This is a genomic window from Roseateles sp., assembly GCF_036404855.1.
GTDB lineage: Bacteria > Pseudomonadota > Gammaproteobacteria > Burkholderiales > Burkholderiaceae_C > Pelomonas.
Map to the genome: position 1 here is coordinate 12,380 of NZ_DASWYS010000016.1, position 17,858 is coordinate 30,237.

At 65.4% G+C, this 17,858-nt stretch carries 21 protein-coding genes; 9 read left to right on the forward strand and 12 right to left on the reverse strand.

Annotation, left to right across the window (positions count from 1 at the left end):
- Positions 1–417 precede the first annotated feature (417 nt).
- Positions 418–639 (forward strand): AbrB/MazE/SpoVT family DNA-binding domain-containing protein, encoded by a 222-nt coding sequence (locus VGF12_RS01085; protein WP_331174199.1) that lies wholly within the window; start codon positions 418–420, stop codon positions 637–639.
- Positions 640–1,041, forward strand: coding sequence for a type II toxin-antitoxin system VapC family toxin (locus VGF12_RS01090; RefSeq protein ID WP_331174200.1), 402 nt, complete (start codon positions 640–642; stop codon positions 1,039–1,041). It abuts the gene before it with no gap.
- A gap of 111 nt (positions 1,042–1,152) precedes the next feature.
- Here VGF12_RS01090 and VGF12_RS01095 read toward each other — a convergent pair whose 3' ends face one another.
- The 6 genes from VGF12_RS01095 to guaB form a co-directional block, all read right to left on the reverse strand.
- Positions 1,153–1,464, reverse strand: a complete 312-nt coding sequence (locus VGF12_RS01095) for a type II toxin-antitoxin system RelE/ParE family toxin (RefSeq protein ID WP_331174201.1) — start codon at positions 1,462–1,464, stop codon at positions 1,153–1,155.
- Positions 1,461–1,757 (reverse strand): YlcI/YnfO family protein, encoded by a 297-nt coding sequence (locus VGF12_RS01100; protein WP_331174202.1) that lies wholly within the window; start codon positions 1,755–1,757, stop codon positions 1,461–1,463. Before VGF12_RS01100 ends, VGF12_RS01095 begins: the two co-directional genes overlap by 4 nt.
- The gene (locus VGF12_RS01105; RefSeq protein WP_331174203.1) at positions 1,754–2,086 is read right to left on the reverse strand and encodes an Arm DNA-binding domain-containing protein; all 333 of its coding nucleotides are present in this window, start codon (positions 2,084–2,086) and stop codon (positions 1,754–1,756) included. Before VGF12_RS01105 ends, VGF12_RS01100 begins: the two co-directional genes overlap by 4 nt.
- A 220-nt stretch (positions 2,087–2,306) precedes the next feature.
- On the reverse strand, positions 2,307–3,893 hold the full coding sequence (guaA, locus tag VGF12_RS01110) for a glutamine-hydrolyzing GMP synthase (RefSeq protein ID WP_331174204.1): 1,587 nt from the start codon (positions 3,891–3,893) through the stop codon (positions 2,307–2,309).
- 7 nt (positions 3,894–3,900) lie between these two features.
- Entirely contained in the window at positions 3,901–5,133 is a 1,233-nt protein-coding gene (locus VGF12_RS01115) for a TCR/Tet family MFS transporter (protein WP_331174205.1), read from the reverse strand.
- Positions 5,134–5,205: 72 nt separating this feature from the next.
- Complete coding sequence (guaB, locus tag VGF12_RS01120; RefSeq protein ID WP_331174206.1) at positions 5,206–6,675, reverse strand: IMP dehydrogenase; 1,470 nt, start codon at positions 6,673–6,675, stop codon at positions 5,206–5,208.
- A gap of 60 nt (positions 6,676–6,735) precedes the next feature.
- Here guaB and VGF12_RS01125 point away from each other — a divergent pair, with 60 nt between their 5' ends.
- Positions 6,736–7,248: a DUF4124 domain-containing protein gene (locus tag VGF12_RS01125; RefSeq protein WP_331174207.1), complete on the forward strand. Its 513-nt coding sequence runs from the start codon at positions 6,736–6,738 to the stop codon at positions 7,246–7,248.
- Between the two features lie 5 nt (positions 7,249–7,253).
- Here the strand turns inward: VGF12_RS01125 and VGF12_RS01130 are convergent, their stop codons facing one another.
- Together VGF12_RS01130 and VGF12_RS01135 are read right to left on the reverse strand one after the other, a co-directional pair.
- Complete coding sequence (locus VGF12_RS01130; RefSeq protein WP_331174208.1) at positions 7,254–7,574, reverse strand: RnfH family protein; 321 nt, start codon at positions 7,572–7,574, stop codon at positions 7,254–7,256.
- Positions 7,561–8,019: a type II toxin-antitoxin system RatA family toxin gene (locus VGF12_RS01135; RefSeq protein ID WP_331174209.1), complete on the reverse strand. Its 459-nt coding sequence runs from the start codon at positions 8,017–8,019 to the stop codon at positions 7,561–7,563. The genes VGF12_RS01130 and VGF12_RS01135 overlap by 14 nt, the downstream gene beginning before the upstream one ends.
- Before the next feature lie 47 nt (positions 8,020–8,066).
- Between VGF12_RS01135 and smpB the strand changes: the two genes are divergently transcribed.
- Entirely contained in the window at positions 8,067–8,525 is a 459-nt protein-coding gene (smpB, locus tag VGF12_RS01140; protein WP_331174210.1) for an SsrA-binding protein SmpB, read from the forward strand.
- Between the two features lie 182 nt (positions 8,526–8,707).
- Entirely contained in the window at positions 8,708–9,145 is a 438-nt protein-coding gene (locus VGF12_RS01145) for a hypothetical protein (RefSeq protein WP_331174211.1), read from the forward strand.
- On the opposite strand, the gene VGF12_RS01150 is transcribed toward VGF12_RS01145, so the two are convergent.
- Together VGF12_RS01150 and rimO are read right to left on the reverse strand one after the other, a co-directional pair.
- The gene (locus VGF12_RS01150; RefSeq protein WP_331174212.1) at positions 9,138–10,331 is read right to left on the reverse strand and encodes a PLP-dependent transferase; all 1,194 of its coding nucleotides are present in this window, start codon (positions 10,329–10,331) and stop codon (positions 9,138–9,140) included. The two genes, VGF12_RS01145 and VGF12_RS01150, sit on opposite strands and share 8 nt — an antisense overlap.
- Complete coding sequence (gene rimO, locus VGF12_RS01155) at positions 10,328–11,728, reverse strand: 30S ribosomal protein S12 methylthiotransferase RimO (RefSeq protein ID WP_331174213.1); 1,401 nt, start codon at positions 11,726–11,728, stop codon at positions 10,328–10,330. Before rimO ends, VGF12_RS01150 begins: the two co-directional genes overlap by 4 nt.
- Before the next feature lie 490 nt (positions 11,729–12,218).
- Here rimO and VGF12_RS01160 point away from each other — a divergent pair, with 490 nt between their 5' ends.
- Complete coding sequence (locus VGF12_RS01160) at positions 12,219–12,428, forward strand: type II toxin-antitoxin system RelE/ParE family toxin (protein WP_331174214.1); 210 nt, start codon at positions 12,219–12,221, stop codon at positions 12,426–12,428.
- A gap of 316 nt (positions 12,429–12,744) precedes the next feature.
- Here VGF12_RS01160 and phaR read toward each other — a convergent pair whose 3' ends face one another.
- Positions 12,745–13,281, reverse strand: a complete 537-nt coding sequence (gene phaR / locus VGF12_RS01165) for a polyhydroxyalkanoate synthesis repressor PhaR (RefSeq protein WP_331174215.1) — start codon at positions 13,279–13,281, stop codon at positions 12,745–12,747.
- Positions 13,282–13,361: 80 nt separating this feature from the next.
- Entirely contained in the window at positions 13,362–14,447 is a 1,086-nt protein-coding gene (locus tag VGF12_RS01170; protein ID WP_331174216.1) for a GGDEF domain-containing protein, read from the reverse strand.
- A 628-nt stretch (positions 14,448–15,075) separates the two neighbouring features.
- On the opposite strand from VGF12_RS01170, the gene VGF12_RS01175 reads away from it, so the two are divergent.
- The 3 genes from VGF12_RS01175 to VGF12_RS01185 all read left to right on the forward strand — a co-directional run.
- On the forward strand, positions 15,076–16,653 hold the full coding sequence (locus tag VGF12_RS01175; RefSeq protein WP_331174217.1) for a phage tail sheath family protein: 1,578 nt from the start codon (positions 15,076–15,078) through the stop codon (positions 16,651–16,653).
- 28 nt (positions 16,654–16,681) lie between these two features.
- Positions 16,682–17,206 carry a phage tail protein gene (locus VGF12_RS01180; RefSeq protein WP_331174218.1) on the forward strand — a complete coding sequence of 175 codons (525 nt, stop codon included), beginning with the start codon at positions 16,682–16,684 and terminating at the stop codon, positions 17,204–17,206.
- 20 nt (positions 17,207–17,226) lie between these two features.
- Positions 17,227–17,858: hypothetical protein (locus VGF12_RS01185; RefSeq protein WP_331174219.1), on the forward strand; the 632-nt coding region annotated here is incomplete at its 3' end.

Below are 17,858 nucleotides of genomic sequence, written 5' to 3' on the forward strand. Positions count from 1 at the left end.
CGCCTCTGCAAAACTTGCCGGTCCGGCCGGTTCGAAACGCTCCGAAGCTGCCGCTCGCGACCGGCAGGTTATGGGCGGCAGCCGTCTTCCACATCCGCGCCGCGACGCGTCGGATGATGCATTGTGCAGACCATCCCTAGGGCTACTTGAATTCAACGCCGCATACCTGCCGCTCAAGGCCCCGGTTGGCGAGTGACTTTGCGAAGCAGTGACGCCCCTGTCGCACTTGTCGTATTGCCATCCGTGGCATCAACGCAGACGGCGTAAGAGCGGGTTACCGGTCCTGTGCCCGATTCCGGCATTCAGCCGTCTCCGAAAGTTCTGCTAGACGATTGGTACGGACCCAGAACACATCCCTGTAGGGCTTGCAGCACGACGCAATGCTCCTTACCATTTATGTGAAAGTAAGGATCCAACATGGCAGAGTCAACCATCACCGCCAAGGGGCAGACCACAGTTCCGGCGGAAGTGCGAGAGCTGGTGCACGCCGTGCCTGGCACGCGTCTGGTCTGGACCGTCACCCCCGACGGGACCATCGTCGTGCGAGCAAAAACGAAGTCCATCCTTGACCTTGCGGGCGTCTTGAAGGCCCCCAAGGGAAAGCATGTCACCGTCGAGCAGATGAACGCTTGGCGATAGATGGCGGCCCTCGACACGAATGTCCTGGTGCGATATCTCGTGCAGGACGACGCTGCCCAGCTTGCTGCAGCAACGAAGCTCATCCGGAAGTGCGTGAGCGCTGGGCAAACGCTCTTCGTTCCGATTTCCGTCACGGTCGAGTTGGAATGGGTCTTGCGCTCCAACTTCGAGTTCTGCAAAGACGATGTAGTGCGGACGATTTCGGACCTACTGTCGGCAGCAGAGCTGTCTTTTCAAAACGAGCAGGCTCTTGAAGTAGCGCTTCTGCATTTCAAGAAGGGCACCGCAGATTTCGCGGACTGCGTGCATATCGCCCTGGCAGCTCAGGCAGATGAACAGCCCGTGTGGACATTTGACAAGAAGGCAGCCAAGGTCATCGGCGCAGAACTGCTGTCCGCGTAGGCTGCCTTTTAGAGGGCAGAGCCCGATTCACGGGCCTCTCAGTATGCAGGCGAAGTCACGACGACATCGAGCGAGAGCAACGTTCGAAGCAGTGCCCGCCCAAGTACAGGTTCAGTGGTAGTCGTCCTCAAGCTGATGGCGCACCGCCAGCACAGTGACCGTGACGGCATCCTCGATCTCGAACATGACAACATAGCCGCTACGCCCGACGGGAATCAGCAGTTCTCGCAAGAAGGGATCCGCGCCCGCCTTGCGATAGATGAAAGGCGCGTGGCGAAGGCTGTTCAGGCCATCCGCCAAGGCTGCCTGGGCTCGTTCGGCGTCGTCCAGTTCATCGACTGTTGTCGCACGGTCCAGCAAGAGGTCGTACAGGCGGGTGAGGTCCTCGCGAGCAGTCGCGGTGAACCGGACCTCATAGGTCACGGACGTCCCTTCTTGCCGCCCTTCTGCTGAAGAGCGCCGCGCGCCCGTTCCAGCCGGTCGGAAAGGTCGGCGAGGACCACATCTGCGGAGATGTAGACACCCGTGCGTTTGGCCTCCTCGCGAGAGGCCAGGCCGCGTGCGATGAACTCCGCGCGAGTCCGTCGACGCTCGATGGTCTCGCGTACTGCTCCCTCGATGAAGCTCGACAACGTCTCGCCGTCCTCCAGGACGCTCTCCGCAGCATCGCGCAGTTCGGGCTCGACCCGCAGCGAAGGAAAGGTAGCGGTCTTCATGATGACGAGGCAATGCGTTGCAATTGCGATGCAACATACACAGACGCGGCTCGGTGCATGCATGGGCGCACGCTTCGGAGTTGGCGTGCCTCCGCCAGCGATACCGGCAGACCGTATGAAAGTTGATCCGTGTCGCGCGTCTTCCTCGCGCCGTGGGTTGGGTCGTACTTGCCGATCACCAGCGTCTCACGACGCGCGTGAAGCCGGTAGTCGAAGCGAAAGCTGACGACGCCCGTGCGAGTGACGGCGGCATACAAGCCGTGCGCGTCTGCGACCTTGAAGACCTTTCCCGTGGGCTTGAGCGCCCTCAACTGCATGCCCCTGAGCATCTTTGGCCCCCGTTCGATACCGTCATCCGATACCGTCAGAGTGGCTGACGGTATCAACTCGGGTCGTCGGGGACCAGCTTCTTGATGCAGTCTTCGATACCGTCCAGCCCGTTGAGCTTTCGGGGAACATCCTGGGATGCCCTGGGACAACTAAGTCCCTGTCGCAATTGGGTTCATCAAGTTCACCGGATCGCGTTAGACGACCCGGCACGACTTTGAATCATTCCCACTCGATGGTCGCAGGCGGTTTGCTCGACACGTCGTAGGTGACGCGGTTGATTCCGCGCACTTCGTTGATGATGCGGCCCGAGGTGCGCTTGAGCAACGCGTAAGGCAATTCGGCCCAGTCGGCCGTCATGAAGTCGCTGGTCTGCACAGCGCGCAGGGCCACGACGTAGTCGTAGGTGCGGCCGTCGCCCATGACGCCCACGCTCTTGACTGGCAGGAACACGGCGAAAGCCTGCGACGTCAGCGCATACCAGCTCTTGCCCGTGGCCGGGTCGATGGTGTTGCGCAGCTCCTCGATGAAGATCGCGTCGGCACGACGCAGAAGCTCGGCAAAGTCCTTCTTGATCTCCCCCAGGATGCGCACACCGAGGCCCGGGCCCGGGAAGGGATGGCGGTAGACCATATCGGCCGGCAGCCCCAAAGCCACGCCGAGCGCACGCACCTCGTCCTTGAACAGCTCCCGCAGCGGCTCCAGCAGCTTCAGACCCAGCGTCTCGGGCAGGCCGCCGACGTTGTGGTGGCTCTTGATCGTCGTAGCCTTCTTGGTCTTGGTGCCGCCACTCTCCACCACGTCGGGGTAGATGGTGCCCTGAGCCAGCCACTTGGCGTTCTTCAGCTTCTTGGCCTCGGCCTGAAAGACCTCGACGAACTCGGCACCGATGATCTTGCGCTTGCGCTCAGGGTCGGTCACGCCGGCCAACTTGCCGAGGAACTGCTCGCTGGCGTCGACGTGCACGACCTTGGCGTGCAGGCGGCCGGCGAACATGTCCATCACCATGCGGCCCTCGTTCAGTCGCAGCAGGCCATGGTCGACGAAGACGCAGGTGAGCTGGTCACCGATGGCGCGATGGATCAAGGCCGCGGCCACCGACGAATCGACGCCGCCTGACAGACCGAGGATGACTTCCTCGTCACCCACTTGTTCGCGGATCTTCGCGACGGCTTCGTCGATGTAGCTGCCCATCTGCCAGTCGCCTTGGCAGCCTGCGATGTCGCGCACGAAGCGGGTCAGGATGGCCGCGCCCTGCAGCGTGTGCGTGACCTCGGGGTGGAACTGGAAGGCGTAGAGCTTGCGTGCTTCGTCGGCCATGCCGGCGATGGGGCAACTGGGCGTGGAGGCCATCAGCTTAAAGCCCGGCGGCAGCACGGTGACCTTGTCGCCGTGGCTCATCCAGACCTTGAGCATGCCGTGCTTCTCGGGTGTCTCGAAGTCCTGGATGCCGTCCAGCAGCTGGGTGTGGCCATGGGCCCTCACCTCCGCGTAACCGAACTCGCGGTGATCGCTCCACTCGACCTTGCCGCCCAGCTGAACGGCCATGGTCTGCATGCCGTAGCAGATGCCCAGCACCGGCACGCCCAGGTCCCACACCGCCTGGGGCGCGCGCAGCTCGTGGTCCTCGTACGTGGAGGCGTGGCTGCCGCTCAGGATGATGGCCTTGGGCGCGAAGCTGCGCACGAAATCGTCGGACACGTCGTTCGGATGGATCTCGCAGTACACAGCCGCCTCGCGCACGCGGCGCGCGATGAGCTGGGTGACCTGGGAGCCGAAGTCGAGGATGAGGACTTTGTCGTGTTGCATGGTGTTCTCAGACAGGTTGCAAGGCGAGGCGCTGGCGACGGAAGAAGCGGTAGGCGACGACCAGCCCGATCAGTTGCAGGGCGGCGCAGGTGTAGAAGGGCAAGCCCATCAGCGGGTCGCTCGCCGGACGGTGCGACACCCAGCCCAGCAGCGTCAGGCCGACAGCGGGCGCAATGACCGCCATCAGGCTGTTCAGCGAGGAGACCGCGCCCATGGCTCGGCCCTGATGCGTGGGACCGGCGGCGTTGGAGATGATGCTCTGCACAGCAGCTGCCGCGACACCGCCGAGCAGGTTGAACAGGATGACGGCGTACATCATCCAGCCCTCGGTGGCCAGCCCCCAGCCGAGATAGGCCAGCGAAGCCGAGCCCATGCTGATCAGGGCGAGACGGGGCGGGCTGAAGCGCGCCAGCAGCGGCCTGAGCAGCACGCCCTGGCTGATGACCGAAACGACGCCCACGGCGAAGAGCGACCAGCTCACCTCCAGGGGCCCCCAGCCGAACCTGAACTTGGTGTAGAGCACCCACGTCATGTGCAACATGAACTGGGCCATGGAGGCCAGCGCGATCACGAACACCAGCGGACCAACGTCCTTCAGCGCCGCCAGGCCGCGCAGCGCCGACACCGGGTTGGCCTTCTTCCAGTCGAAGGCGGTCCGCCGGTCCTTGGGCAACGACTCCGGCAGCACGAAGAAGCCGTAGCACCAGTTCATCACAGCCATGCAGCCGGCAGCAAAGAAGGGCCAGTGCACGTCGTAGTGGCCCAGCCAGCCGCCGATCACCGGGCCGAGGATGAAGCCGACGCCGAACATGGCACCGAGCTGGCCGAAACGGCGCGCGCGGTCTTCGGCCGGCGTGATGTCTGCCACGTAGGCATTGGCAATGGCCACGTTGGCCTGCATCGCGCCCGAGAACAGGCGCACGACGACCAGCACCCACAGCGCCGTGGCCATGGCCGTCACGAAGAAGCTAAGGGCCAGTCCCATGAACCCGATCAGCAGCACCGGCCGGCGGCCGAAACGGTCTGACAGCGCGCCAAGGATGGGGGCACCCAGGAAGTTGGCGACGCCGAACGCCATGGTCACCAGCAGGAAGGCCGACGTCTGCGCGTCGTTGCCCTGGGTGAAGGTGCCGACGATGTGCGGCAGCACCGGCACCATCAACCCGATGGAGATCATGTCGATCAGCACGGCGACCATGATGAAGCCCATGGCGGGCGCACGTTGCGGGGTGGGGCTCAAATGGTGCTCGTCACGTTTGCAGAAAAGAGAAACGGGGCGAACTGGCGTCGCCCCGTTGTCACCGTCATCAGCTCATTCGCTGCGGTAGTTGGGTGCTTCCTTGGTGATCTGCACGTCGTGGACATGGCTTTCGCGCATGCCCGCCGTCGTGATCTCGACGAACTCCGCCTTGTTCTGCATGTCGGCAATGGTGCCGCAACCGCAGTAGTGCATCGACGCCTTCAGTCCTCCGGCCATCTGGAAGATGACCTGCACGACCGAACCCTTGTAGGGCACCTGGCCCTCGATGCCTTCCGGCACGAGCTTGGAGGTGTTGGGGTTGTTGGCCGAGGTGTCCTGGAAGTAGCGATCCGCACTGCCCTTGGCCATGGCACCCATGGAGCCCATGCCACGGTAGCTCTTGAAGGTGCGGCCCTGGTACAGGATGGTCTCACCCGGGGCTTCCTCGGTCCCAGCGAAGGCGCCGCCCATCATGACGCAGTCCGCCCCGGCCGCGATGGCCTTGGCGACGTCGCCCGAATAGCGAATGCCGCCGTCGGCGATGACGGGCACGCCGGTGCCCTTGAGCGCCGTCACGACGTTGTCGATTGCCGTGATCTGCGGCACGCCCACACCAGCGACGATGCGGGTGGTGCAGATGGAGCCGGGGCCGATGCCGACCTTGACGCCGTCCGCGCCGGCCTCGACCAAGGCCAGTGCAGCGGCGCCGGTCGCGATGTTGCCGCCGATGACGTCAACCTGCGGATGGGTGCGCTTGACCCAGCGCACGCGCTCCAGCACGCCCGCACTGTGACCGTGGGCGGTGTCCACGATGATGGCATCGACGCCGGCGCGCACCAGCAGCTCGACGCGCTGCTCGGTGTCCTCGCCGAAGCCGACGGCGGCGCCGACTCGCAGCTTGCCGTGGCTGTCGCGTGCGGCATTGGGGAAGCTGGTCTGCTTGGTGATGTCCTTCACCGTCATCAGGCCACGCAGCTCGAAGGCGTCGTTGATGACGACGACACGCTCCAGCTTGTGCTTGTGCATCAGCGCCTTCGCTTCGTCCAGGGAGGCGCCCTCCCGGACCGTGACGAGGCGGTCAGCGGGCGTCATGATCTCGCGCACCTTGGCGTCCATGCGCGTCTCGAAGCGCAGGTCGCGGCCCGTGACGATACCGACAACGCGCTTGCCCTCCACGACGGGGAAGCCGGAGAAGCCATGCAGCTTGGTCAGCTCGACCGCGTCGCGCACGGTGGCGTCCGGGGTGACGGTCAACGGTTCGCGGACGACGCCACTCTCGTAACGCTTGACCCGGGCCACCTCGCGCGCCTGAGCTTCCGCGGACAGGTTCTTGTGCACGATGCCGATGCCGCCTTCCTGCGCGATGGCGATCGCGAGACGGGCCTCGGTCACGGTATCCATGGCGGCGGACACCAGCGGCAGGTTCAGGGGGATGTTGCGCGACAGTCGGGTCGCAAGGCTGGTGTCGCGGGGCAACACCTGGGAGAACGCCGGCACCAACAACACATCGTCGAAGGTGAGCGCTTTGCCAAGAAGGCGCATGAGGAAAGCTCCAGACGCAAAGCGGCATTATACGGAGGGTCGCACGGCTACACTGGCCGCATGCCCTGCAAAGCCCTTCGCCCCGCCGTTCTCGCCCTGCTCTGCCTGGCCGTCGCCGGCGCCGCACAGGCGCAATGGAAATGGCGCGACGCCAAAGGCAACGTGCAGTACAGCGACATGCCGCCCCCGGCCGGCACGCCCGAGAAGGACATCCTGCAGCGCCCCGGCAACGCCAGGCCGCTCATCATCGTCACGCCGCCAGGCACCCAGGCCAGCGCTGCGTCCGCGCCCAAGCCAGCCGCCAGCATGCCCACCAAGGCCGAGCTTGAAACCGCCGCACGCCAGAAGAAGGAACAGGATGGCGAGGCGGCCCGGCAGAAGGAAGAGGAGCGCCGCGTTGCCGCCCAGCGTCGTGACAACTGCGCTCGCGCCCAGTCCAATCTGCGCGACCTCCAGAGCGGCACGCGGCTGACGCGCACCAACGAAAAGGGCGAGCGCGTCTTCATGGACGAGGCTCAGATCGCCGGCGAGATCGGTCGCGCCCGCGACGTCATCACCAGCGAGTGCAAGTAGGCGCCCTACTCGCTGCGCGATCTCGGCCTGTGCCGTGACACGATGCGTTCGCCACGCTTGGCATAGCGCAGCCGTCGCGCCTCCTTCGGGTCGACGGTCAGCGGACGGTAGACCTCGATGCGGTCCCGCTCGCGCAGTGGCGTACTGAGCGGTCGCACGCGGCCCCAGATGCCAACGCGCAGTTGAGCCAGCGGCTCTCCCTGCGCCGCCATGAAGTCGGCGCAGCCTCGCAGCGCCGACTCCAGGGTGCTGCCCTCCTCCACGTCCAGCCAGCGCTGCTGCACGTCGCCGGCCTGCGGGCTCCAGACGAGCTCAACGCGGGCCATAAAGACTCTCGGCGCGCTGCACGAAACTGTCGACGAAGGTATTGGCGATGCGGTCGAAGACGGGACTGACCACTGCCTCCAGTGCGCCGCTGTTGAAGGCATAGCTCAGCTCGAAGGCGATCTTGCAGGCCGTCGCCTCGCCCTCCGTGCCGGGCTTGCTCAACGGCAACATCTGCCACAGGCCGTGGAGGTGCGAGAACGGGCCATCCACCAGTTCCATGCGCACGCTGCGGCCGGCCTCGTTGCGGTTGCGCGTCGTGAAGGCATGGCGAACGCCGGCGTAGGCGAGATGCAGCCGGGCCGTGACCGTGTCGTCGTCACGAGCCAAGACCTCGACCTTGTTGCACCAGGGCAGGAACTCGGGATAGTGCTCGACCGCGGTGACCAGCTCGTACATCTCCCGCGGCGTGTACCAGAGCAGAACGGACTTTTTGACCTGCTTCATAGAATGACGGGATTGTAAGAAGGGCCTCAGGCCTCACATTCCGCTTCATGTCCATCGCCGAGAACCGCCGCGCCCGCTACGACTACCACATCGAGGAACAGTTCGAGGCCGGCGTCGTCCTGGCCGGCTGGGAGATCAAGGCCATCCGCGCGGGTCAGGTCCAGCTGACCGATGGCTACGTGATGATCAAGGACGGCGAGCTGTTCCTGATCGGCTGCCGCATCAACGCGCTGCGCAGCGCCTCCACACACGTCAACCCGGAGGCCGATCGCACCAAGAAGCTGCTGATGCACAAGGCCGAGATCAAGCGGCTGGTGGGCAAGGTCGAACAGCGTGGCTTCACGCTGGTCCCGTTGAACCTGCACTACAAGGGCGGCCGCGTGAAGGCCGATATCGCGCTCGCCAAGGGCAAGGCCCAGCACGACAAGCGTGAGACCGAGAAGAAGCGCGACTGGGAGCGCGAGAAGGGCCAGCTGATGCGGCACAAGGTCTCGCACAAGGGCTGAGGCTGCACGGACGCTCCTGAAGAAATGTCCGGTGCCGAAGCCCCGGCATCGTAGCGATTGAGGATGGGCTTACGGCGCTGAAAGCCAAGAATCGCCGGCATTGCGCGCAACGCGCAGTGCTGTGTCGCCGTTTGCTGCCGGCGGCGATGCCAGCCCCAATATCAGGCAGCACAGGGGCCGCCATGCGCTTCCGCCACATCCTGCTTGCCACCACCCTGCTGCTCGCTGCAGCCCTGCCAGCCATCGCCCAGGACAAGCCCTACAAAGAGGGCACGGTCTGGTCGGTGTCCTTCATCAAGGTCAAGCCGGGCATGTTCGACGTCTACATGCGCGACCTCGCCTCAGCCCGCAAGCAGCTGATGGCTGAGGCCAAGAAGCAGGGGCTCATCGTGTCCGAGAAGATGCTGTCAGGCTCCTCGATGGGCCAGGGCGACTGGGACCTGATGCTGATGGTCGAATACAAGAACTGGGCCGCCTTCGATGGCCTGAGCGACAAGTTCGACGCGATAGCGCTGAAGACCGTCGGCACCGAGGAGAAGCAGGTTCAGATGATGGTCAAGCGCACCGAGGTGCGCGAGATCGTCGGCGACAAGGTCTTCCAGGAGATCTCGTTCAAGTGACCTCGGCCAGCACGCCCAGCGCCTGCTCGAGATCGGCCCCGAGGTCGGCGACGTCTTCGAGGCCGATCGCGAAACGCACGAGGGTGCCACCGTCGAAGGGCAGCGGCAGGTCGCGGCTGCGGCTCATGTCGTAGGGCACGGCCAGGCTCATCGGACCGGCCCAGGAGTAACCGATGCCGAAGAGCTGAAGCGCGTCGACGAAGGCATCCACCTGCGCCGGGCTGTAGCGGGGCTGGAAAACGGCCGAGAACAGGCAGGCCGCGCCCGCACCGCCGACCGCCAGCCAGTTCTCGTGCCCCGGCGAACCCGGCAGCGCCGGATGGAACACGCGTGCGACCTCGGGCCGGCCGGCCATCCAGCTTGCGAGCTGGCGCGTGACGCGATCCTGGGACGCGTAGCGCAAGGGCATGGTGGGCAGGCCGCGCAGCACCAGTTCCACGTCGTTCTGGCCCAGCCCGTAGCCCAGGTGTTCGTGAGCGTGATTGAGGCGGTCGTGCAGCCTGCGGTCGCGCGTGCAGACCGAGCCCATCAGGACGTCGGCCCCGCCGCTGGGGTACTTGGTCAGCGCCTGCATGACGATGTCGGCGCCCAGGCCCGGATGCGTCCCGGGCGCCGGCTCGAAGCCATTGAACGCAAGGCCTGCGCCCCAGGTGTTGTCCAGCGCCGTCGTGATGCCGCGAGCGCGGCAGGCTGCGAGCGTACCCAGCAGGTCGGGAAACTCCAGCGTGATCGAACCCGCGGCCTCAAGCCAGACTAGCCTGGTGTTCTCCCGCAGTTCCGGCACCGTCAACGGGTCGTAGAAGCGATGCGTCACGCCCCACTGCGGCAGCCAGGACTCGGTCAGGTAGCGGTTCTGGCCGTAGACGTTGTCCGGGACCAGCACCTCGTCACCCGGGCGCAGGATGGCCAGCGAAGGCAACGTCACCGCCGCCAGGCCGCTGGGCACCAGGAGACAGTGCTCGGCCTGCTCCAGCGTCGCCAGGCGCGCGGCCAGCGTGTAGCTGGTGGGCGTGCCGTGCAGGCCGTAGCGGTAGCTCAGCCCGTCGCGGGGCCGCGGCTTGTGCAGGTCGGCGGTGTTCTTGAACAGCACCGTTGACGCCTTGGCCACCGGCACCGGCACCGCATCCCAGCCTTCGGGGGCGCGGTAGGGGTGGTGGACCAGCGTTGTCGACGGACCGCGCGTCATACCAGCGAAGCCACCAGATCGTGGCCGTCCGCCGCGACGACACGGGCGCGCACGAAGTCGCCCACCTTCATCGTCTTGCTGGCTTTCTCGGGCGGCAGGATCTTCACGGTGCCGTCGATCTCTGGCGCGTCCGCATAGGAGCGCCCCACCCCGCCCTTGCGTCCCAGGGCCGGCGCGGCATCGACCAGCACCTGCAGCGTCTGGCCCACGCGGGCCTGCAGCTTGGCGGCCGACACCGTTTCGGCCACAGCCATGAAGCGCGCACGACGCTCCTCTCGCACCTCGTCGGGCAAGGCGCCGGCGATGTCGTTGGCGCTGGCGCCTTCCACCGGCGAGTAGGCGAAGCAGCCGGCACGGTCGATTCGGGCCTCGGTCATGAAGTCCAGCAGATGCTGGAACTCCGCCTCGGTTTCACCGGGGAAGCCGGCGATGAAGGTCGAGCGAATCACCAGCTCCGGACAGCTTTCGCGCCAGCGCAGGATCCGCTCCATGTTCTTCTCGCCGTTGGCCGGGCGCTTCATGCGCTTGAGCACGTCGGGATGCGAGTGCTGGAAGGGCACGTCCAGATAAGGCAGCACCAGGCCTTCGGCCATCAGCGGCAGCACCTCGTCCACGTGCGGATAAGGGTAGACATAGTGCAGGCGCACCCAGGCACCGTAGGGCTTGGCGATCTCGCCGAGCCGGGCGACGAGGTCCAGCATCTTGGTCTTGACGGGCTTGCCGTCCCAGAAGCCCATGCGGTACTTCACGTCCACGCCGTAGGCTGACGTGTCCTGGCTGATCACCAGCAGTTCCTTGACGCCACTCTCGAACAGCGCCCTCGCCTCGTTCAAGACGTCGCCGATCGGACGCGAGACCAGGTCACCGCGCATGCTGGGGATGATGCAGAACGAGCAGCGGTGGTTGCAGCCTTCGCTGATCTTCAGGTAGGCGTAGTGCTTGGGGGTCAGCTTGATGCCGTAGCTGGGAACAAGGTCGACGAAGGGGTCGTGCGGCTTGGGCACGTGGGTGTGCACCGCGTCCATGACCTCCTGCGTGGCATGCGGGCCGGTGACGGCCAGCACGCTGGGGTGGATCTCGCGCACCAGGCTGCCGGCGTCGCTGCTGGCATGGCCGGCCTTGGCGCCGAGACAGCCGGTCACGATGACCTTGCCGTTCTCGGCCAGCGCCTCGCCTATGGTGTCCAGGCTTTCCTTGACGGCATCGTCAATGAAGCCGCAGGTGTTGACGATCACCAGGTCAGCGCCCGCGAAGGTCTTGGAGGTCTCGTAGCCTTCAGCCCGAAGCTGGGTCAGGATCAACTCTGAATCGGTCAGGGCCTTTGGGCAACCCAGTGAAACGAAGCCAATCTTGGGCACCTTGGCATTCTCGGCGATGTCGTAAGTCGTTGTTTCCATTTGGATTTTGCCGAGAGACCGGGCTGATGAGCGGGGCATTATTCTACGATGGAGCCGATTTCACCCAAGGTGCTGACCAGCTTTCGGACAAGCAATGCCGCTGACCCACCGAGCGAACTTGCAGGGTGGACTGCCACGGATCGTGGGCACCTGCTCGTCCGTCCTGTCTGGGGTAGCTGGCGTTCGCGCGCCGACCGAAGACCGGTGCTATCGGCGCCAAGGACACGGCGAGGTCCACGGATTCCTGTAGCTCACAAGCCGGGATCGCAGAAACGTCTCAGGCGCTTTGCCAACTCGAGGACAGCCTGGCCAGCGGCCAGGCAACGGCAGACACGGGCGGCGATTGGGCTGAGCTTCACGTCATTGCTGACCGCCGAGATCCTTAAAGCCCGTACTTCTGACGCCGCAGTCAAGCAAGACCGCCGCGACGAAGTGCTCTCCTACCGCCAGGAACCCGGGGGCGCGAGTCGCGAACAATCTGGTCGAGTCCATGCAGAAGGCGCTGCATGCATTCGACCATCAGCCCGGGATGGACTCGCCGACCATCGGCCAGGAACTCAACATCGACGGACTGCGCGCCTGGCGCTTGAACGGCCTTCCGCTTTCACTCTGGTACTTCGAGCGCGCCGGTCACGTACTCGTCGTCCGCTTGGCTGGTCAGCGACAGGATCTTGAACATCTCGCAGTCGCGGGCAACTGAGCCCGACCACTTGGCTCGGTAGACCATTGCTCGCCCGGCGGTCAGCATGACATCGACACTCCCGTGCGCTCGCACTCCGCCACGGATGTCCAACCGGTCGAAACATGCCGAAGCGGTCGCTCGCGCCCGGCCCAGCTATCGCTGTGAGTGATCCCTCACGAGATGAGCCGTTGGCTGATCTCCCGTGGACACGCGGCAAATCCCCGCAGGCAGTGCCTTCTGTATGACGATGACGGTCGGGCCAGGCCAAGCCAGCCGGTCTCGGAAACGGAGATGCCCGATTCATTCATCGCCTATTGCGGCGATGCGCCCGGGCCTACTTCTTGGTGCCGAACGGGAACATCGAGCCCGCCTGCTTGAGCTGTTCCTGCCACTGGTTCATCAGCGTCTTGGATTGCTCGGCGTAGCCGCCCATCAAGCCAGTCCAGGCGTCCGGCGTGAAGGGGCTGCCCGGCGTCTGTTCCGTGAAGCGTTGCTGCATGTCAGCGAAAGCCTGCATCTGGCGCTCCAGCAGCCCGCCCATGACGCCCTGCATTGCATGGCCATAGAAGCGAATGATCTGCGCCAGAGAGGCCGTCGAGAACATCGGCACGCCCCCGGTCTCCTCCTCAAGGATGATCTGCAGCAGGATGGAGCGCGTCAGGTCTTCCTGGGTCTTGGCGTCGTGCACCTCGAAGTCGACCCCCTCCAGCACCATGCGCTTCACGTCGGCCAGCGTGATGTAGCTGCTCGTCTGCGTGTCGTACAGGCGGCGGTTGGGGTACTTCTTGAGGATGCGCAGCCCGGGCTTGGCGGGTGCATCGGCAGCGGGCTGTTCGGTCGTGGATGCCGGCTTCTTGCGGGCGGTCGCCATGCGGGAAATCTCCTGTGCAGTGCAGCAAATTCTAGGCAGGCGATCGGTGGTGGCGCGGACGGGTTTACCTGGGGCCGCGTTCAGAACAGCTCGGAGCCGCCATAGCTATCAGCCGCCATCTCACCAGCCTGCACGAGGGCCTGATAGTCGCACACTCGGTTGCGGCCCGTTCGCTTGGCGTGATAGAGGGCGCGATCGGCCCAGCTCAGCACCTGTTGAGGCAGGTCGCTGGGGTCGGCCATGCTGAAGCCGATGCTGACCGTCACCCGGCCCACCTGCGGGAAGCCGTGCTGCTCGACGGCCTCGCGCAGCCGTTCCAGGATGGCCGCCGCATCCTCGCGCGTGGAGGCCGAGAACAGCGCAACGAACTCCTCGCCGCCATAGCGGAACAACAAGTCGGAACTGCGCAATTCAGCCGCCATCACTCGCGAGACCAGCAACAGCACCTCGTCGCCGACGACATGGCCGAAGTCGTCGTTGATGCTCTTGAAGTGATCGACGTCAATGACGGCCATCCAATGGGCATGCGCCGTTGCCGGCGCACGGCGGGCGTCCGCCGTGCCGACGGCATCGGCCGAGCGCGACAGGATGGTCCAGATGCGCTCGAAGCTGCTCTCCAGTGCCTGGCGATTGAGCAGTCCCGTCAACCGGTCACGCTGGCTGATGTCGAGCAGGTCGTAGTAGTTCGAAAACACCTCCAGGACGCCCTTGATGATGGCGTCCTCCGTCAGCGTCACCTCGCGGTCACGACTGAAGACGAAGTAGCCGCAGATTTCGCGGCCGCCGAACAGTGGATAGGCGATCAGCAGATCCTCGCTCTGACCCCGCCGGCGAGTGCAGGGCCTGGACAACAGTCGCACGTTGTCCAACAACTGCCGGACGTCGCCCGCGATGCTGCTGGAGTTGAAGATCTCCTCGGTGCGCTCCACGAGACGCGACACGCCATCGGGCTCGATGACGCGCGACAGGTGGTGGTGCAGCACGCGCGTGGACATCGCGAGGTCATCGACACGGTACAGGGAGGAATCCAGCACGCCGAGCATGGGGCACAACGTCTTGAGAAGGCTCTGCTCTAGCAAGGCCGTGTCGCGAATGGAGGTCATCTTGCCCAGCTTGTGAAGCAGGCCGGGGATTTGCACTTTGGTCGTCTCGTTAGCGGCGGTCATGGTCATCTGAAACTGCGGGAGCCGCACCATCCTAGACCCGGCAACGCCAGATGGCGAACAAGAGGTCGCGCGTACCCGACAAAGGCGCGCACCGTGAAGTCCTCAGCGCCGTCACCCGGCTGAGGCAGCCGTTCCAATTCCTGACCTTGCTGACCTGCCTCAACCCGAAAGTCCGCGCCACGGGGTAAAGCGGCCAGGATCCCGCCAACGCCCGGACCGGCGTCGTGGCGGGGCTGGGGCAACAGCGGCACACGACAGGAACTTCGAGGCGGCGCGACGGGACGCCCCCCTAACAACAGCCCAAAGTGGCCATGCATTCCCAATCTTACGGATGCAAGATACGCCGGGTTGACGCACCGTCCATCTACGTGCAATCCGGCACCTCAAGTCGGAAAGCGGATGCGCCGTGCGGGAACTGCTGGACTGTCTTGGAAGCGTTACGCGTTTGTGGCGTCGGCCTTTTCCCGCCGGCGGCCACGCGCAGCGGTGTCAGGCATGGCTGGCCGATGGCACGGTGCTCGATGCGAGCGACGTGCACGGCGGGTCAACCTTGACCCCTAACTCATCTCGCCGGCTGCGTGGCCGGCCCACTGCGGCGCAATGAGGGCGCCGCGTCGAGGAGTGAACCATGCCAGTGGCCTTGTCCTTCCCCGGTGTGTACATCGAAGAGGTTCCCAGTGGTGTCCGCTCGATCAGCGGCGTGGCCACATCCATCACCGCGTTTGTCGGGCGGACCTTGCGCGGCCCGATCGACAGCGACGTGAAGAGCCCCGTGCGCATCAGCAGCTTTGCCGATTTCGAACGCAGCTTCGGCGGTCTGGCCAACAACTGCCCGCTGTCGTTTTCGGTGATGCACTACTTCGCCAACGGCGGCACCGACGCGCTGATCGTTCGCGTGCACAACGCCGCCGCCACGGCGCAGATGCCCGCCGCGCCCGCCGCCGCGATCTTCAGCGCCGCCAACCCTGGCGCCTGGGGCAGCCAGCTGCGCGTGCGCGTGGATTTCGACGTGGAAGCCGACATCGTGGCCGCCAACGCACCGAACTCGATGTTCAACCTGCGAGTGCGTGACCTGGGCACCGGCACGACCGAAACCTACCTCAACGTCTCCATCACCGCCGGCCATCCGCGCTTCGTGAGCCAGGTGTTGCTCGACCAGAGCCGCCTGCTGCGTGGCGCTGCCAGCTATGCCGCACGCCCCACTGCCAACGCCGCGCTCACGCCGGCCACGCCCGACCCGTTCGACCCCGCCAACAGCACGGCGCTCACCGGCGGCACCGACGGCAACGCCGTGGGTGCCACCCAGATCAGCAGCGGCCCCAACTTGCGCAACCTGAAACAGGGCTTGTTCGCGCTGGAGAAAGCCGACCTGTTCAACCTGCTGGTCGTGCCACCGTTCGCCGAGGACACCGATGTGAACAACACCGTGTGGAGCGCGGCGGTCGCCTACTGCACCGAGCGCCGCGCCATGCTGCTGGTGGACCCTCCCTTCAACAACAGCGGGTGGGACGCGGTGGACGACGTCACCCCCACCAACATCACCGGCGTGGTGGCACGCAGCGCCAATGCGGCCTTGTTCTTCCCACGCGTGCGCAGCGCCAACCCGCTGCGAGAGAACCGCGCCGAAGCCTACGCACCAGCGGGGGCAGTGGCCGGCGTGATGGCGCGCACGGACGCCCAGCGCGGCGTGTGGAAAGCAGCGGCGGGGATCGAGGCGACACTGAACGGCGTGCTCGCCCCCGAGGTGCCGCTCACCGACCCTGAGAACGGCTTCATCAACCCGCTGGGCGTCAACTGCATCCGCAGCTTTCCCAACACAGGGCCCATCGTGTGGGGCTCACGCACACTTCGCGGCGCCGACACCCTGGCGTCGGAATGGAAGTATCTGCCGGTGCGGCGCACCGCGCTGTTCCTGGAGGAAAGCCTGTACCGCGGCACGCAGTGGGTGGTGTTTGAGCCGAACGACGAACCGCTGTGGGCCCAGATCCGCATGAACGTCGGCGCCTTCATGCAGCAGCTGTTCCGTCAGGGTGCGTTCCAGGGCACGTCGCCGCGAGAGGCCTACTTCGTCAAGTGCGACAGGGAAACCACCACCCAGGCCGACATCAACCTGGGCATCGTGAACATCCTGGTCGGCTTCGCCCCGCTCAAGCCCGCCGAGTTCGTGGTGGTCAGGCTGCAGCAGATGGCCGGCCAGTTGGCATGAGGCCCTACCGAACGGAAGGAGAACGCATATGGCCCAGTTCAGCGTCAACGCCACCCGCTTCGACCCGTACAAGAACTTCAAGTTCCGCGTGAAGTGGGATGGCCGCTACGTTGCTGGCGTGAGCAAGGTTTCCGCCTTGAAGCGCAGCACCGAGGTGGTGGAGCACCGCGTCGGCGGCGATCCCAGCACCAGCCGCAAGAGCCCCGGCCGCACGAAATACGAGGCCGTGACGCTGGAACGCGGTGTCACCCACGACACCGAGTTCGAGAAATGGGCCAACAAGGTGTGGAACTACGGCTCCGGCCTGGGCGCCGAGGTTTCGCTGAAAGACTTCAGGAAGGACGTGATCCTCGAAGTCATGAACGAGGCCGGCCAGGTGGTGCTGGCCTACAAGCTCTACCGCTGCTGGGTCAGCGAGTACCAGGCCTTCCCCGATGCCGATGCCAACGCCAACGCGGTCGCCATCCAGACCCTGAAGCTGGAAAACGAGGGTTGGGAGCGCGACTATGAGGTGGCCGAACCCGCCGAGCCCAGCTTCGTGGAGCCGAGCTGAGCCATTGAAGGCACGGGCCCATGAACGACACCGCGCTGCTGCAACTGTGGGAAGCCGCGCTGCCGCTGCCCAGGGCACGGCGCACGCAACTGCTCGCTCAAGCCGGCGGCGCGCCAGATTCGGCCACGCTGGGCATGGCCAATCGCGCACTGCTGCACCTGCACGCGCACCTTTGCGGCACGGCGCTGCCGCTGCACGCGGCATGCCCGCAGTGCGCCGCCGAGCTGGAGTTCACGCTCGACACGACGGCGCTTGCCGCAACGTCCCCTCCCCGGTCCAGCGCAGCCGAACATGAGGTCAAGCTGGGCGATCTGCAGGTGCGATTTCGCCTGCCGAATGCCGACGACCTCCTTGCACTGGAAGCTGTTGGCAACACCGAGGCCGCGGCCCAGTCGCTGTTCGAACGCTGCGTGCTGCAAGCGGACACAGCCGGTCGCACACTGCGCGTGCACGAACTCGGCCCGACGGTGCGGGAGGCCGTGGCCGCGGCCATCGACGACATCGAACCGCTGGCCAGCCTCGCGTTCGATCTCTCCTGTGCCGAATGCGGCCATGCTTTTCAGGCGCCACTGGACTTGGCGGCCGTGACCTATGCCGAGCTCTGCCACGGCGCCGAGCAGGTGCTGGCGGACGTGGCTGCACTCGCGCATGC